Raw genomic sequence first — 15,157 nt, 5'->3', positions numbered from 1 at the left:
TGGTACGTGGCGGATGCAAGCCGCCGCACCGTCCTGTGCACGATCTCACGAGCCACCGACACTCCCAACCGGGTCGCCCGTCGGCCTGTTCCGGCCGGCTCCTCCTCGGGGTGGTGCTTTGCGTCACGGCGAGGACCCGCCACGATGTGGGCATGCCCTCCCTGCCCGACCCGGCCGCGGTCGCCCTGCTCCCCGACGCCTCGCAGCGGCTGCTGCGCCGCGTCGACTCGATGCCGGACCAGGCCTGGCCGGGCCCGAGCCTGTTGCCCGGCTGGACCCGCGCCCACGTCGTCGCCCACGTGGCGCTCAACGCCGAGGCACTGGCTGGCGTGCTGCGCGGCGTGGTCGGAGACGACCCGACGCCCATGTACGCCTCGCAGGAGCAGCGCGACGCCGACATCGCCGATCTCGCCACCGCGGAGCCCGGCGAGATCCGCACCCGCCTGCTGGGCGCGACGACGCTCTTCGCCGACGCCGTCGCCGCCATGCCTCCGGACTCGTGGGAGGGCTCGTTCGAGCGGACCCCCGGCGGTCCTCGCTACCGCATCGCCCGGGTGCTCGAGATGCGTCTGCGCGAGGTGGAGATCCACCACGCCGACCTCGGCCTGGGCTACCACCACAACGACTGGCCCGCCGAGTTCAGCCACCACCTCGTGGGGGCCCTGGCCCGCCGAGTCGAGGTGCCGCTCCGGCTGCGGGCGACCGACGCGGGAGCGACCTGGGAGACCGGCCGCGGCTCCGCCGAAAGCGCCCCCGACACCACCCCCGCCCCGCCCACCGTCTCCGGCCCGGTGGCCGACCTCGCCTGGTGGCTCACCGGCCGCGGCGAGGGCGCCGGGCTGACCATCGACAGCGGCTCGCTGCCGCGGATCGGAGCACTGTGAACGATCACTCCCCCACCGAGGACGCCTACACCGGCCGCGTGCGCCCCGGCGGCCCCGCCGACGTCCGCCACCTGGCCGACCTGACCATCACCAAGGTCGCCGTCGACGAGCAGATGTCGAACAACTGCTACCTGCTGCGCTGCACCGCCACCGGCGAGCAGGTGCTCATCGACGCCGCGGCGGAGCCGGAGACCCTGCTGCCGCTCATCGGCGACGTTGGACTCCAGGCCGTGGTGACCACGCACCAGCACTGGGACCACCACCGTGCGCTCGCCGCCGTAGTGAATGCCACCGGCGCCGAGGTGGTCGCCGGCGCTCCCGACGCCGACGCCATCACCGAGCAGACCGGTGTCGCGGTGGGTCGCCGGGTCGGCCAAGGAGATCCGGTGCAGGTGGGCGAGAGCCGGCTCGAGGTGATCGCGCTCGCCGGGCACACGCCCGGGTCGATCGCGCTGCTGTTCGATGATCCCGGCACCGAGGCACAGCCCGGCCATCCGCACCTGTTCACCGGCGACTCCCTGTTCCCCGGCGGGGTCGGCAACACCTTCGGAGACGAGGCGGCGTTCGCCCAGCTCATCGACGAGGTGGAGACCAAGGTCTTCCAGCGACTGCCCGACAGCACCTGGTTCTATCCGGGGCACGGCGACGACTCCACGATCGGCGCGGAGCGCCCGCACCTGGCCGAGTGGCGCAACCGGGGCTGGTGACCGGCTGCGGGGTCAGGCGGCGAGGGGCTCGTCGCCGCCGCTGAACGGCAGGTCCGGCGGGATGTCCGGCCCGGAGGCCGCCCGCCAGGTGGCGTCGAGCGTCGACGAGGTGCTCTCGACGTTCGGGAACGGCCAGCCCGGGTCGTAGATCCTCGGCATCGAAGACATCCGGCGTCGGACGCCCGGACCGTCGCCGCCCTGGAGGCGTACCCGGCCGGGGGCCGGCACCCGCAGCTCCGGCTCGGGCTGGTCGAGCCCGTTGAGGCAGGCCAGCACCTCGAGTTGGGCCAGATCGGGGGTGGTGCCGTTGCCCAGGTGCGCCAGCAGCTCGCGGTGGCTGAGGTCGGCGGCGACGACCAGTGCGAGCGTGGCCACGTCGAAGCGCCGGATCCACATCAGCATGGTCAACGGGGCGATGCGCAGCGACTCGGCACGCGCGCAGATCAGGTCGACCTGGTCGGGCAGGAGCTCGCGGGAGAGGAGCACGCGGATGTCGTGGGAGTTGACCTGCTCGGGATGCCGCTCGACCCAGCGGGCGCGTCGCGCGCGCTGACGGGCGCGCCGCCCGCGGTCGCCGACGGTGGTGACGCCGTAGGTCAGCACCACCGCCACGCCGATCACCACCAGTCCCAGGACCACGCTTTTGGCTCCTCCCACCGTCCACGGGGAGACTCTGCTGTTGTGGACTCGCCGTCCCGTCCGTGGGATGGCATCGCAGGCGTCCAACGCCCAGATCGGCCGGCCTCGCGGATGGTCGAGCATTTGATGCCCACATCTAGACCACTTCATGCATTCGGCCACGATCCTCCGCAGATGGGCCTGGATGGACGCGGACGGAAGCGGACGGACGCCGGCCACGGCCCCGGCGCGAGACCGGGGCCGTGGCCGGTGGAGCGGAGGGTGTCAGCTGTACGAGGCGCGCACCGTGTCGGTGACCGGGACAGCCTGACAGGCGAGCCGGATGCCGTCGGCGAGGTCCTCGTCGTCGAGCACGTCGTTGTGGAGCAGCTTGACCTCGCCCTCGACGAGCCGGACGGCGCACGCCGAGCACTCGCCCTCGCGACAGGAGAACGGCGCCTTGACGCCCTTCGACTCGAGGTGGTCGAGCATCTTCGTGCCGGGCGCCCAGTCGTCGAAGGCGTAGGTCTCGCCGTCCAGCTCGACCTCCAGCCGGACCGGGCCCTGCGGCCGGTCGCCGTCGGCACCGTCTTCGTCACCGGGCAGCGGGGCATCGATCTCGGCGTCGTCGGGATCGCGTTCGGCGTCCTCGATCTCGTGCTGGGCCACCTCGACGTCGTGGAGGTCGCCGAACGGGTTGCCACCGAGCGAGATGAACTTCTCCTGGTGGCGCCGGGCCCGCGGGAACCCCAGCTCCTTGAGCGCCGCGACCGTCAGCTTCATGAACGGTGCGGGCCCGCACACGAACGCGTCGTACGCCGAGTGGACGGCCGCGAAGGCGCGCAGCTGGTCCTGGGTGGGCAGGCCCTGGACCGACTCGAGCCAGTGCACCACCTGCAGCCGGTCCGGGTGCGCGGCGGCGAGCTCGCTGAGCTCGCGGGCGAAGATCACCGAGCGCTCGTCGCGGTTGGCGTAGAGCAGCACGATCCGCCCGGTGCCCCGCGTCAGCGCCGTGCGGATGATCGACATCACCGGCGTGATGCCGCTGCCGCCGGCGAACAGCAGCAGGTCGGCGTCCAGCGAGGCCGGGGTGAAGATGCCGCTGGGCGGAAGCACCCGCAGGGTGTCGCCGACCCGCAAGTGGTCGCAGATCCAGTTCGAGGCGTAGCCGTCGGCAGTCCGCTTGACGGTGATGGTGAGCGGTCCGTCGCCGACGGGGCTGCTGGAGAGCGAGTAGCAGCGGGCCGCGATGCCGGTCTGGTCGCTGGGCACGGCGACCGTGAGGAACTGCCCCGGCCGGTAGCCGAAGTGCTCCTCGGCGCCCGCGGGCACCTCGAAGGAGATCGAGTGGGCGGCGGCCGTCTCCTCGACGACGTCGACCACCCTCAGCTCGAAGGACTCGGTATCCACTCAGTCATCCACTCTCAGTCAGTGCCGCTCACCTGACCCGGCCACGTTGCCGGGGCTGCCGGGGCTGCCCGGGTTGCCGGGTTCGCTCAGTAGCCGTCCTCGGCCCCGATCGGGATCTTCCCCTCGCGCACCGCGGCCTCGATGCTCGCGACCATCCGCGGGCACCCCTCGTGCACGTCGCGTCCCTCGGGCCGGGCGGCCATCCGCGCGAACTCGGGGCAGTGTCGCAGGGCGTCCGACGACCACTGGATGGAGGTGTGGTGCTCGCTGTTCTTCTTCACCCCGACGGTCGCCAGGCAGTCCAGGCAGGACACCTCGACCAGGCGGGCCCGCGTGTAGAGCCGCTGGTCCTCGAGGGTGTGCGGGTCGGTCGGGACGAACGAGGCCACGTCAGGTGCCCGTCATGATCGGCGGGGTGCCGGCATCGGCCCCCTCGCCGGCACCGGCGTCGTCCTCGGCCTTCTTCTTCGCGAGGTTCTCGGCCACCTCGGCGCGCCAGTACTCGTTGGCCTTGGTGGTGTCGACCTCGAACTCGAAGCGGTCGGTCATCTCCGGCGTCACGTCGGCCTTGTCGACGTAGAACTGCTCGTACCACCGGCGCAGCTGGTAGACCGGCCCGTCCTCCTCGCACAGCAGCGGGTTCTGCACGGGGGCCTTGTTCAGCCAGATGTGGACGTCCTGCATGAACCCCTCGCCGAACATCTTGGTCATCTTCTTGCCGATGTATTCGGCGGTGGCGTCGTCGACCCCTTCGGGCTTCTTGACCGCGAGCCCGAACTGCAGCTTGAAGGAGTTCTGCGAGGTCGGGACGTGGCAGTTGATCAGCAGGATCTCGGTGATGAAGCCTTTGTACTCGCTGGTGATCCAGTTGATCATGTACGACGGCCCGTAGTAGGTCGCGACGGACTTCAGGATGCTGTTCTCGTCGCCGTACCCCTCGCCGGCCTTGTCCGGACGACCGGTGGAGTTCATGTACTGGGTGGCGGTCTGGCCCTCGAACACGTTCTTGAAGTGCGTCGGGAAGGCGAAGTGGATGTAGAAGAAGTGCGCCATGTCCACGACGTTGTCGATGATCTCGCGACAGTGGGCGCCTGGGACGTCGAGCACCTCCCAGGTCCAGTCGGTGTACTCGTCGGTGCCGATGCCGGGCAGCTCGGGCGGCAGGATGTCCATGTCGGGGGCGCTGTTCTCCACGTCGTGCCAGATCAGCAGCTGGCCGTTGCGCACCACGGTGGGGTACTTCTGCGTGCGCGCCCGCAGCGGCACCCTGCGCGCGTACGGGATCGCCTTGCACTTGCCGTCGCCGCCCCAGCGCCAGTCGTGGAACGGGCAGGCGATCTCGTCGCCCTTGACCGTGCCCTGGGTGAGGTCACCGCCCATGTGCCGGCAGTAGCCGTCGAGCACGTTCAGCCCGCCCTGGGTGTCCTGCCAGACGACCAGCTTGCCGCCGAACGCCTCGACGGCGTGCGGCTTGCCGTCGGAGAAGTCCTTGGCCAGACCGAGGCAGTGCCAGCCCCGGGCGAACCTCTCCGGCGGCGTGCCGGCGTCGAGGAACCGCGTGTCGCTCATGGTGTGCCTCCCGATCTCCGCCCCGGGCGTCTGCCACGGCCGCGGGTAGGTGCGTCCTGCGTCGTTCACTCTGGACCAAAACGAGAACAGGTTATAGTTTTCTTGCCCGGGGCGCCAACGACCCCGTCCCAGTCGGCGTCCCCGACGGCCGGGACCGCCGCGATCTTGGGAGTATCCCGTGCACATCGCCCTCACCCCCGAGCAGCTCGCGCTCGCCGACGAGCTGCGCGACTACTTCGGTCGTCTGGTCACCCCCGAGGTCCGCGCCGCGCTCACCGCGTCGTCGGGCGAGTTCGGGGACGCCGAGGTCTACAAGGACGTCATCCGCCAGCTGGGTCGCGACGGCTGGCTCGGCATCGGGTGGCCCACCGAGTACGGCGGCCAGGAGCGGTCGATGATCGAGCAGCTGATCTTCACCGACGTGGCCGCGGTCGCCGGCGTGCCGATCCCCTATCTCACGCTGAACACGGTGGGGCCGACGATCATGCGCTACGGCACCCCGGCTCAGAAGGACTACTTCCTGCCGCGCATACTCGCCGGCGAGCTGCACTTCTCCATCGGCTACTCCGAGCCGGGCTCGGGCACCGACCTGGCCTCGCTGAAGACCCGCGCCGTCCTCGAGGGCTCTCTCGACGACGGCGAGTGGGTGATCAACGGCCAGAAGATGTGGACCTCGCTGATCCAGTACGCCGACTGGATCTGGTTGGCCTGCCGCACCGACGCCGACCTGCCCCGCCACAAGGGGTTGTCGATGATCCTGGTGCCCGCCGACGCCCCCGGCTTCTCCTACACGCCGGTGCACACGGTCGCCGGCGTCGGCACCAGCGCGACCTACTACGAGGACGTGCGGGTGCCGGCGACCAACCTCGTCGGCGAGCTCAACGGCGGCTGGTCGCTGATGACCAACCAGCTCAACCACGAACGGGTCGCCCTCACCTCGGCGGCGCCGCTGACCCACTCCATCGAGCTGGTACGCCGCTGGGCCCAGGACACCAAGACCGCTCGCGGCGAGCGCGTGATCGACGCCGAGTGGGTGCAGATCGCGCTCGGTCGCGCGCACGCCCGCACCGAGATGCTGCGGCTGCTGAACTGGAAGCTGGCCGCCGACGCCGACGCGGGCGTCGCGCTCTCCCCGGCGGAGGCGTCGGCGACGAAGGTCTACGGCTCCGAGCTGGCCACCGAGGTCTACCGCACGCTGATGGAGGTGGTCGGCCCGCAGGCCTCGCTCACCGGCGACTCCCCCGGCGCGGTGCTCGCGGGCCGGCTCGAGCGCTTCCATCGCTCGTCGCTGGTGATGACCTTCGGAGGCGGCACGAACGAGATCCAGCGCGACATCATCGGCTACGTGGGCCTGGGCCTGCCCGCCGCGAAGCGCTGACCCGGACCCCGGCGGTCGAACCCTCCCGGCAGTCGAACCCTCCCGGCGGTCGAACCCTCCCGGCGGTCGAGCCTGCCGAGACCCACGAAAGGCACACCTGATGGACTTCACCTTCACCCCCGAGCAGGACGAGGCGGCCGAGCTGGCCGCGCGCATCCTCGGTGACCGGGCCACGAACGAGCGGATGCGGGCGGTCGAGGCCGACGGCGACCGGTTCGACCGGGCGCTGTGGGCCGAGCTGGGTGAGGCCGGGCTGCTCGGCCTGGCGCTGCCCGAGGAGCACGGCGGCGCCGGGCTCGGCCTGGTCGAGCTGTGCCGGGTCCTGGTCGAGGTCGGCCGCACGGTGGCCCCGGTGCCGTTGGCGGCGCACGGCCCTGCGGCGCGGCTGCTGGCCGAGCACTGCAGCGACGAGCAGTGCGCTCGCTGGCTGCCGGCGGCCGCGACCGGCGCCGTGGTGCTGACGGCCGCGGTCGCCGAGGAGCTCGCGTTCGCCCCGGCCCGGCCGGTGACCGCGGCCGAGCCCGACGGCGCCGGCCACCGGCTCACCGGCAGCAAGACCGTCGTCCCGGCCGGCCCGGAGGCCGGCCTCTTCCTGGTGCCGGCCGAGACGCCCGACGGCGTCGCGGTCTTCCTGGTCGAGCCGGGCGACCTCGGCGTCACCGTGACGCCCCAGCGGCTCGCCGACGGCGACCGGGTGGCCCGACTGGACCTCGACGGCACCCCCGTCGACGCCTCGCGACGGCTCGGGCCCGCCGACGGCAGCGTGGCCGAGCGGCTGCGCCTGCTGCTGCTGCTCGCGGCCTCGGCCGAGCAGCTGGGCGTGACCGAGGGCGCGCTGCGCCTCACCTCGTCGTACGCCAAGGAGCGCGAGCAGTTCGGCCGGCCGATCGGCACCTTCCAGGCGGTCTCCCAGCGCCTGGCCGACGGCTTCATCGACGTCCTCGGCCAGCGGCTCACCCTGTGGCAGGCGGCCTGGCGGCTGGAGCAGGGACTGCCGGCGGCGTCCGAGGTCGCGATCGCGAAGCTGTGGGCCGCCGACGCCGGACACCGGCTGGCCCACACCACGGTGCACGTGCACGGCGGGGTCGGCATCGACCTCGACGGCGAGGCGCACCGCTACTTCACCACCGCCAAGCGGTTCGAGTTCCTGCACGGCGCGGCGACCGAGCAGGCGCTCGCGGTCGGCAGGGCCCTGGCCGCCGAGCCGGTCTGAGCGGTCGTCGGCGAGCCCCGGCCGAGGCCTCGGCCTAGTCTGGGGGCATGAACGTCTGCGTCACCCTGGGCCCCGACGGCACCGTCGGCGGTGGGCTCGGCAAGGCCGCCCGCGTCGCGGTGGCCACGGTCACCGACGGCGAGCTCGCCGCCTGGACCGAGCACGAGGTCGGCTGGGACCGGCTGCACGACGAGGGCACCGAGGGCGCCCACCACGCCCGGATGGTGCGCTTCCTGCGCGAGCACCACGTCGAGCTGCTGGTCGCCGGCTACCTCGGCGCCGGCATGCAGCACACCCTGACCAAGCTGGGGGTACGCCTGGCGCTGGGCGCCCAGGGCGACGCCCAGGAAGCGGTGGTCCGGGCGGCCACGAGCGGCTGAGGCGTCGGGAGTTCCACCGCTCACGCTGTGGACCCGCCCGGTGAGACTCCCGGACCCCGGGCTCAGCCCGAGATCTTCTCCAGCCGCCGCACCGACTCCTCGAACTCGGCCACCAGGTCGGCCATCACGTCGGCGACCGGGCGCACCTCGTTCATCCGCCCGACGATCTGGCCGATCGGCATCGAGATGACGTCGGGGTCGCCGGAGGCGTTGATCCGGTTGTGGGCGTCGGCGACGAGCAGGTTCTGCAGCGGCATCGGGAGCGGCTGGGGAGCGCCCTCCTCGGCCCAGGCCTCGGTCCACTTGGTCTTCAGCAGCCGGGCCGGCTTGCCGGTGTAGATCCGGGTGCGGACGGTGTCGCTGGAGGTGGCGCGGGTGAACGCGGTGGTCCAGCCGGCGTTCGACTGCAGGTTCTGGTACTCCTCGGTGCCCAGCCAGATCGAGCCGGTCCACACGCCCTGGGAGCCGAGCGCCAACGACGCGGCGATCTGGCGGCCGGAGCCGATGCCGCCGGCACCGAGCACCGGCACGTCGGGCCCGACGGCGTCGACGATGTCGGGCTGCAGCACCATGCTGGCGATCTCGCCGGTGTGCCCGCCGGCCTCGTAGCCCTGCGCGACGATGATGTCGACGCCGTTGGCGACGTGGCTCTGCGCGTGCTTGGCGGCGCCGGCCAGCGCGGCGACCTTGATGCCGTGCTCGTGGCACTGCTCGATCACGTCGACCGGCGGCGACCCGAGCGCGTTGGCGATCAGCACCGGCCGGTGCTTGAGCGCCACGTCGAGGTGGGAGCGGGCCACCGAGTGCAGCCAGCCGAGCACACCGTCGCGGCCCTCGCCCTCGGGCAACGGGGGCACCCCGAGCTTCTGGAGCGTGCGGTCGACGAACGAGACGTGCTCCTCGGGGATCATCGCCTTGAGGTCGACCGACTTGCCCTCGGTCGGCATCTTCATCGGCATCACGATGTCGACGCCGTACGGCTTGCCGTCGGTGTTCTCGTCGAGCCAGGTCAGCGTCCGCTCGAGCTCGTCGGTGTCGTTGAAGCGGACGCAGCCGAGCACGCCCAGCCCGCCGGCGCGCGAGACCGCGGCCGCGACGTGCTCGGAGGGGGTGAAGGCGAAGATCGGGTAGTCGATGCCGAAGGCGTCGCAGAGGGGGGTGCGCATGGGAGGGCTGCTCCAGTCGGTTCGGGGTCGTGTTTCGGCGGGGTCGGGGCTCGCGCTCAGACCTTGGTGGGGTGCTTGTCCGCGAACGCGGCCATCGCGATCTCCTTGGCGCGGGGGTACTGCGCCTTGCCGGTGGCGTTGCGCGGGATCTGGTCGACCAGCGCCATGGCGCGGGGCAGCTTGTAGCCGGACAGGTGGGCGCGCAGGTAGCCGCGCAGCTCCTCCAGCTCGACCGTCGCCCCGTCGCGGGGCTGGATCACCGCGGTGACCGACTGGCCGTACTTCTCGTCGGGCACGCCGACCACCAGCACGTCGTAGATGTCGGGGTGACCCTTGATCGCCATCTCGACCTCTTCGGGGAAGACCTTCTCGCCACCGGTGTTGATGCAGTTCGAGCCGCGGCCCAGGAGCGTGACCTTGCCGCCCTCCTCGATCCGGGCAAAGTCGCCGGGCACGGAGTAGCGCGACCCCTCGATCTCGAGGAACGTGCGGGCGGACTTCTCGGGGTCCTTGTAGTAGCCCACCGGCACGTTGCCGCCGCGTCCGAGGCGTCCGGTCTTGCCGATGTCGGTGGCCGGGTCGAGCACGTGGCCGGTGTCGTCGATGACCACGCTGTTCGGGCCGAGCGCGATCACGGGCCCGTCGGAGCTGAGGTTGCCCTTCTCCTGGATGCCGGTGCCCTGGAAGCCGGTCTCGCTGGCGCCGACGGAGTCGGTGAAGATCGCGTTCGGGAACGCCGTCATCCACCGCTCCTTGACCTGGGGGCTGAAGATGGCCGCGCTGCTGGAGATCGCGAACAGGCCGGAGGCGTCGTACGGCGTGCCGGTCGCGGCCTTCGCCTCGTAGGCCTCGATCAGCGGCCGGGCCATCGCGTCGCCGGTCATGAAGATCAGCTGCACCTTCTCGCGCTCGATGACCTCCCAGGTGCGCACCGGGTCGAACTTCGGCTCGAGCACGGTGAGGTGGCCCGCGAACAGGTGCATCAGCAGCCCGGCCTGGGCACCGCCGTGCATCAGCGGGCTGAGCGGGAAGGTGACCATGCGCGGGTCGGTGGCCTGCTTGGACTGGTCGTACTCCTCGAGCGGCTCGCCGGTGTAGAAGTCGATGCCGCCGCCGAGCACCCGCCAGAAGTCCTCGTGGCGCCACATCACGCCCTTGGGGAAGCCGGTGGTGCCGCCGGTGTAGATGATGTGCAGGTCGTCGGCGCTGCGCGGACCGAAGTCGCGCTCCTCGCTCTGGCCGGCGAGCGCGTCGTCCCACAGCACGCCGCCGAACGACGACACGTCGGAGGCGTCGTCGGGGTCGAGGGCGTCGGGGAGGGCGACCGCCACGCGCAGTCGGTCGTGCTGGGGGAAGCACGCGGCGACCATCGGCGCGTAGGTGCGCTCGTGGAGCACCGCGACGACGTCGGCGTTGTCGAAGAGGTAGTTGAGCTCGCTCTCGACGTAGCGGTAGTTGACGTTGATCGACACCGCCCGCAGCTTCACGACCGCGAGCACGGCCACGACGTGCTCGATGCTGTTCTTCGCGTAGATCGCCACGTGGTCGCCGTGGCCGATGCCCTGGCCGGCCAGGTAGTGGGCCAGCCGGTTGGCCTGGGCCTCCAGCTCGGCGTAGGTGACCGAGCGCTCCCCCACCTTCAGCGCGAGGTTCTCGGGGGCGGCGTCGACGGCGTGCTCGAAGAGGTCTGCGATGTTCAGGGCCACGGCGGCGAGACTAGAACACGTTCTCGTTCTTGGCTAGGCTGCCGTCCATGACCGCAACCTCGGACCCCGCCGCGCCCCCCTCCGCCACGCCGGAGGAGGCCGACGCCCCCCACTGCCTGGTCGAGCAGGACGGCCACAAGCTCGTGGTCACCATGAACCGGCCCGAGTCGCGCAACGCCCTGTCCGGCGAGATGCTCGCGATCATGGAGCAGGCCTGGGACCGGGTGAACGACGACGACTCGATCCGCGTCTGCATCCTCACCGGCGCCGGCGGCGCGTTCTGCTCCGGCATGGACCTCAAGGCCGCCACCAATCGCTCCCCGAGCGACAGTTTCTCCTCGGGTTTCGACCCGTCGTCGATCAAGGGGCTGCTCAAGGGGTTCCGGCTCAAGAAGCCGCTGATCGCCGCGGTGGAGGGCGCCGCGATCGCCGGCGGCACCGAGATCCTGCAGGGCACCGACATCCGGGTCGCCGGCGAGTCCGCGCGCTTCGGCATCTCCGAGGCCAAGTGGAGCCTCTACCCGATGGGCGGCTCCGCGGTGCGACTCCCCCGGCAGATCCCCTACACGGTCGCGCTGGACCTCCTGCTGACCGGCCGGCACATCAAGGCCCCCGAGGCCAAGGAGATCGGCTTGATCGGCCACGTCGTCCCCGACGGCCAGGCGCTCGCCAAGGCCCACGAGATCGCCGACCTGATCTGCGCCAACGGACCGCTTGCGGTGCAGGCGATCCTGCGCACCGTGCGCGACTCCGAGGGCCGGCACGAGGAGGACTGCTGGGCCGACGACGCCAGGGTCGGCATGGCCGTGTTCGCCTCCGACGACGCCAAGGAGGGCCCCCGGGCCTTCGCCGAGAAGCGCGCCCCCCGGTTCACCGGGTCCTGACCCGTCGCGGCGGCCGCGCCGTCTACGGTGGGCGTCGTGGAAGCCGTACTCGGGTTGGCAGGCGGGGGCATCTTCTTCCTGGCGTTCGCCGGGTTCGTCGCCCTGATCGTGGTGCTGATCGTGCTCAGCCACCGCGCCGAGAAGCAGCGGGTGCAGACGCTGACGGCGTACGCCGCCGCCCGCGGCCTCGCCTACGCGCGCTCGGACCGCGGCCTGGTCGGCCGCTTCGACGGCTCCCCGTTCCGCAGTGGCTACGCCCGCACGGTCAGCCACGTGCTGCGCGGCACCCACGACGGCCGGGCCTTCGTGGCGTTCGACTACTCCTACAAGGAGAGCAGCGGCACCGGTGACGACCGGAAGACCACCACCTATCGCTACGCCGTGGTGGCGCTGCACCTCGGCGTGACGGCGCCCGCGCTCTCGGTCTCGCCGGAGAACATGTTCGGCCGGGTCGTGGGCCGGCTCACCAACTCCGACATCGAGCTCGAGTCCGAGCAGTTCAACCGGGCCTTCACCGTCCGCTGCCCCGACCGGCGGTTCGCCTCCGACGTGCTGCACCCGCAGATGATGGAGCTGCTGCTGCACTGGCCCGACCGCGGCTGGCGCTTCGCCGGTGACTCGATGCTGGTCGTCACCCGTGGCCAGCAGACCCCCCAGTCGATCGACGCCAAGCTGCACATGATGGACGCCGTGCTCGACGCGATCCCCGAGTTCGTGTGGCGCGGACTGGCAGGAGGCCGGCCATGATCGAGCTGCTCACGCTCCTGCTCCTCCTGCTCGGTGTCGCGACGCTGGTGCTGCTGCTCAGCCTCGTGGTGATGTACAACCGCTTCGTGCGGCAGCGCACCCTGGTCGACGAGGCCTGGGGCGGCATCGACGTCGAGCTGACCCGGCGCCACGAGCTGGTGCCGAACCTGGTCGAGACCGTGAAGGGGTACGCCGCGCACGAGCGCACGCTGCTCGAGGCGCTGGTCCGCGCCCGGGAGTCGGCCGCGGCGCACCAGGCCGACCGCCCCATGCGGCGACAGGCCTACGAGGACGCCCTCGGCGGCACCCTCGCCCAGCTGCTGGTGCGCGCCGAGGCCTACCCGCAGCTCAAGGCCGATCAGCACTTCGCGATGCTCCAGAAGGAGCTCACCCTCACCGAGGACCGGATCGCCGCCGCCCGCCGCTTCTACAACGGCAACGTGCGGGCCTACAACACCCGACTCGGCACCTTCCCGTCGAACCTGGTCGGCTCGGCGTTCGGGTTCACCGGACGCGACTTCTTCGAGCTGCGCGACCCGGCCGCCCGGGCCGTGCCGGGGGTCGGCGGTCTGCCCGGCGGCGGGCCGCCGCCTCTGGCGTGACCTCGCGCGGCCCTCGCTGCCGCGCCCCCCTGTCGTTTCATCAAGGTATGCAGACGAACCTTCACTTCCCTAGCCGGGTTCGCCCGGGGAAGTGCGGGTTGACCTGCATCCCTTGATGAAGCCACACCATCGTGCAGCCGCCCACCACCCGGCAGAGACCGACCCGGCGCCTCCCGGCGCGGCGTACCCGATCAGCCGACCGCGCGGTCGCCGGTCCAGAACTGCTTGCGCAGCGCCTTCTTGTCGAGCTTGCCGACGGCGGTGAGCGGCAGCGAGGTCACCGCGATCACCTCCTTGGGAGCGTGCACGGCGCCCTTGCGCTCCTTGACCAGCGCCTGGATCTCGGCCGCGACGCTCGCCACGGCGGCCTCGTCGGCCGGGTCGACGCCCTCGCGCAGCACGACGATCGCGGTGACCGCCTCACCCCACTTCTCGTCGGGCACGCCGATCACGCCGACCTGGGCGACGGCGGGGTGCTCGGCGATGACGTCCTCGATCTCGCGGGGGAACACGTTGAACCCGCCGGTGACGATCATGTCCTTGGTGCGGTCGACGATGTGCCAGAAGCCGTCCTCGTCCTCGCGGGCGACGTCGCCGGTGCGCAGCCAGCCGCCGCCGAAGGTCTCCTCGGTGGCCTCGGGGAGCTGCCAGTAGCCGTCGCAGACCAGAGGCCCGGCGACGCAGACCTCGCCCGGCTCGCCCTGCGGCACCGGGTTGCCGTCGGCGTCTAGCAGCGCGCTGCGCACGAACGCGGACGGCCGGCCGCACGAGGTCAGCCGGGCCGGGTCGTGGTCGCCCTTCGGGAGGTAGGAGATCGCCATCGGCGCCTCGGACTGGCCGTAGTACTGCGCGAAGATCGGGCCGAACCGGTCGATGGCCTCCTGCAGCCGCACCGGGTTGATCGCCGAGGCGCCGTAGTAGACGGTCTCGAGCGAGGACAGGTCGCGGGTGCGCGAGTCGGGGTGGTCCATCAGCGCGTAGAGCATCGCCGGCACCAGCATGGTGGCGGTGATCTTCTGCTCCTCGATCGTGCGCAGCACCTCGGCGGGGTCGAACTTCGGCAGCACGTAGAGGCAGCCACCCTTCAACACGGTCGGCACGAAGAACGCCGCGCCCGCGTGCGAGAGCGGGGTGCACATGAGGAACCGTGGCGCCTCGGGCCACTCCCACTCGGCCATCTGGATCTGCGTCATCGTGTTCATCGCCCGGGAGGTGCCGATCACGCCCTTGGGCTTGCCGGTGGTGCCGCCGGTGTAGGTGATCGAGACGACGTGGTCGGGCGGCAGCAGCGCCGCCTCGAGCCGCTTCGGGTCGTACGCCGCCGCGGTCGCGGCCAGGTCGGTGGCCCGGCCCTCGAGCTCGGCGGGCACCGGCCCGATCGTGAGCACCTGGCGAAGGCCCGGGCAGCGTTCGAGCAGCGCGACCGCCCGCTCGACGAACATCGGCACCGGGTCGATCACCAGCACGCCGATGCCGGCGTCGTCGATGACGTAGGCGTGGTCGTCGAGCGAGCCGAGGGGGTGCAGCGAGGTGCGCTGGAAGCCCTGGGTCTGGCCGGCGCCGAGGATGAACAGCACCTCCGGCCGGTTGAGCGCGAGCAGTGCCCCCGGCACGCCGCGGCCGGCACCGAGCGCCTCGAACGCCTGGACGTACTGACTGATCCGCGCCGCGGTCTCGCGTCCGGTGAGCGTGGTGTCGCCGAGGTACATCACCGGGGCGTCCCGGTGGCGCTTCAGCGCGGCCACCATCAGGTGGCCGTTGTGGGTGCCGAGGTGCAGTGGGTCGGCCGCACTGGCGGCGGGGTCGGTGCTGGGGTCGGCGGGACGGGCGGCCTGGGAGACGGGCGTCGCGGTCATGGCCCCGAGACTAGAACGTGTTCCACTTCCGAGGGAA

General features: G+C 71.6%; 15 protein-coding genes. 8 read left to right on the top strand and 7 right to left on the bottom strand.

Going from position 1 to position 15,157, the window contains the following annotated elements:
• Positions 1 to 152: 152 nt before the first annotated feature.
• Together D6B71_RS01460 and D6B71_RS01455 are read left to right on the top strand one after the other, a co-directional pair.
• Positions 153 to 884, top strand: a complete 732-nt coding sequence (locus D6B71_RS01460) for a maleylpyruvate isomerase family mycothiol-dependent enzyme (RefSeq protein ID WP_164519491.1) — start codon at positions 153 to 155, stop codon at positions 882 to 884.
• Positions 881 to 1,591, top strand: coding sequence for an MBL fold metallo-hydrolase (locus tag D6B71_RS01455; RefSeq protein WP_240640919.1), 711 nt, complete (start codon positions 881 to 883; stop codon positions 1,589 to 1,591). Before D6B71_RS01460 ends, D6B71_RS01455 begins: the two co-directional genes overlap by 4 nt.
• 12 nt (positions 1,592 to 1,603) lie before the next feature.
• Here the strand turns inward: D6B71_RS01455 and D6B71_RS01450 are convergent, their stop codons facing one another.
• From D6B71_RS01450 to D6B71_RS01435, 4 genes are all read right to left on the bottom strand, one after another.
• Entirely contained in the window at positions 1,604 to 2,230 is a 627-nt protein-coding gene (locus D6B71_RS01450; RefSeq protein ID WP_121251271.1) for a hypothetical protein, read from the bottom strand.
• A 264-nt stretch (positions 2,231 to 2,494) separates the two neighbouring features.
• The gene (locus D6B71_RS01445; protein WP_121251269.1) at positions 2,495 to 3,619 is read right to left on the bottom strand and encodes a ferredoxin--NADP reductase; all 1,125 of its coding nucleotides are present in this window, start codon (positions 3,617 to 3,619) and stop codon (positions 2,495 to 2,497) included.
• Between the two features lie 86 nt (positions 3,620 to 3,705).
• Positions 3,706 to 4,008 carry a hypothetical protein gene (locus D6B71_RS01440; RefSeq protein WP_121251267.1) on the bottom strand — a complete coding sequence of 101 codons (303 nt, stop codon included), beginning with the start codon at positions 4,006 to 4,008 and terminating at the stop codon, positions 3,706 to 3,708.
• A 1-nt stretch (position 4,009) separates the two neighbouring features.
• Entirely contained in the window at positions 4,010 to 5,188 is a 1,179-nt protein-coding gene (locus tag D6B71_RS01435) for a 3-ketosteroid-9-alpha-monooxygenase, oxygenase component (protein WP_121251265.1), read from the bottom strand.
• 178 nt (positions 5,189 to 5,366) lie between these two features.
• On the opposite strand from D6B71_RS01435, the gene D6B71_RS01430 reads away from it, so the two are divergent.
• From D6B71_RS01430 to D6B71_RS01420, 3 genes are all read left to right on the top strand, one after another.
• Entirely contained in the window at positions 5,367 to 6,566 is a 1,200-nt protein-coding gene (locus D6B71_RS01430) for an acyl-CoA dehydrogenase family protein (RefSeq protein ID WP_121251263.1), read from the top strand.
• A 100-nt stretch (positions 6,567 to 6,666) separates the two neighbouring features.
• Entirely contained in the window at positions 6,667 to 7,779 is a 1,113-nt protein-coding gene (locus D6B71_RS01425) for an acyl-CoA dehydrogenase family protein (RefSeq protein ID WP_121251262.1), read from the top strand.
• A gap of 47 nt (positions 7,780 to 7,826) precedes the next feature.
• Positions 7,827 to 8,159 (top strand): NifB/NifX family molybdenum-iron cluster-binding protein, encoded by a 333-nt coding sequence (locus tag D6B71_RS01420; RefSeq protein ID WP_121251260.1) that lies wholly within the window; start codon positions 7,827 to 7,829, stop codon positions 8,157 to 8,159.
• Positions 8,160 to 8,221: 62 nt separating this feature from the next.
• Here D6B71_RS01420 and D6B71_RS01415 read toward each other — a convergent pair whose 3' ends face one another.
• Positions 8,222 to 9,325: an NAD(P)H-dependent flavin oxidoreductase gene (locus D6B71_RS01415; RefSeq protein ID WP_121251258.1), complete on the bottom strand. Its 1,104-nt coding sequence runs from the start codon at positions 9,323 to 9,325 to the stop codon at positions 8,222 to 8,224.
• 56 nt (positions 9,326 to 9,381) lie between these two features.
• On the bottom strand, positions 9,382 to 11,031 hold the full coding sequence (locus tag D6B71_RS01410) for an acyl-CoA synthetase (protein WP_121251256.1): 1,650 nt from the start codon (positions 11,029 to 11,031) through the stop codon (positions 9,382 to 9,384).
• Between the two features lie 47 nt (positions 11,032 to 11,078).
• Between D6B71_RS01410 and D6B71_RS01405 the strand changes: the two genes are divergently transcribed.
• Genes D6B71_RS01405 through D6B71_RS01395 form a run of 3 tightly spaced genes read left to right on the top strand, consistent with a single transcriptional unit; the run spans position 11,079 to position 13,264 of the window.
• Positions 11,079 to 11,915, top strand: coding sequence for a crotonase/enoyl-CoA hydratase family protein (locus tag D6B71_RS01405; protein ID WP_121251254.1), 837 nt, complete (start codon positions 11,079 to 11,081; stop codon positions 11,913 to 11,915).
• Between the two features lie 36 nt (positions 11,916 to 11,951).
• A complete protein-coding gene (locus D6B71_RS01400) occupies positions 11,952 to 12,662 on the top strand; it encodes a DUF3137 domain-containing protein (RefSeq protein WP_126688175.1) in 711 nt (236 codons plus the stop codon).
• Positions 12,659 to 13,264, top strand: a complete 606-nt coding sequence (locus tag D6B71_RS01395; protein ID WP_121251250.1) for a LemA family protein — start codon at positions 12,659 to 12,661, stop codon at positions 13,262 to 13,264. Before D6B71_RS01400 ends, D6B71_RS01395 begins: the two co-directional genes overlap by 4 nt.
• Before the next feature lie 191 nt (positions 13,265 to 13,455).
• Here the strand turns inward: D6B71_RS01395 and fadD8 are convergent, their stop codons facing one another.
• Positions 13,456 to 15,120, bottom strand: coding sequence for a fatty-acid--CoA ligase FadD8 (gene fadD8, locus D6B71_RS01390; protein ID WP_121251248.1), 1,665 nt, complete (start codon positions 15,118 to 15,120; stop codon positions 13,456 to 13,458).
• Positions 15,121 to 15,157 lie beyond the last annotated feature (37 nt).

It is taken from the genome of Nocardioides ferulae (assembly GCF_003660455.1).
Classification (GTDB): Bacteria; Actinomycetota; Actinomycetes; order Propionibacteriales; family Nocardioidaceae; genus Nocardioides; species Nocardioides ferulae.
This window is presented reverse-complemented; position numbering and strand designations above follow the sequence as displayed.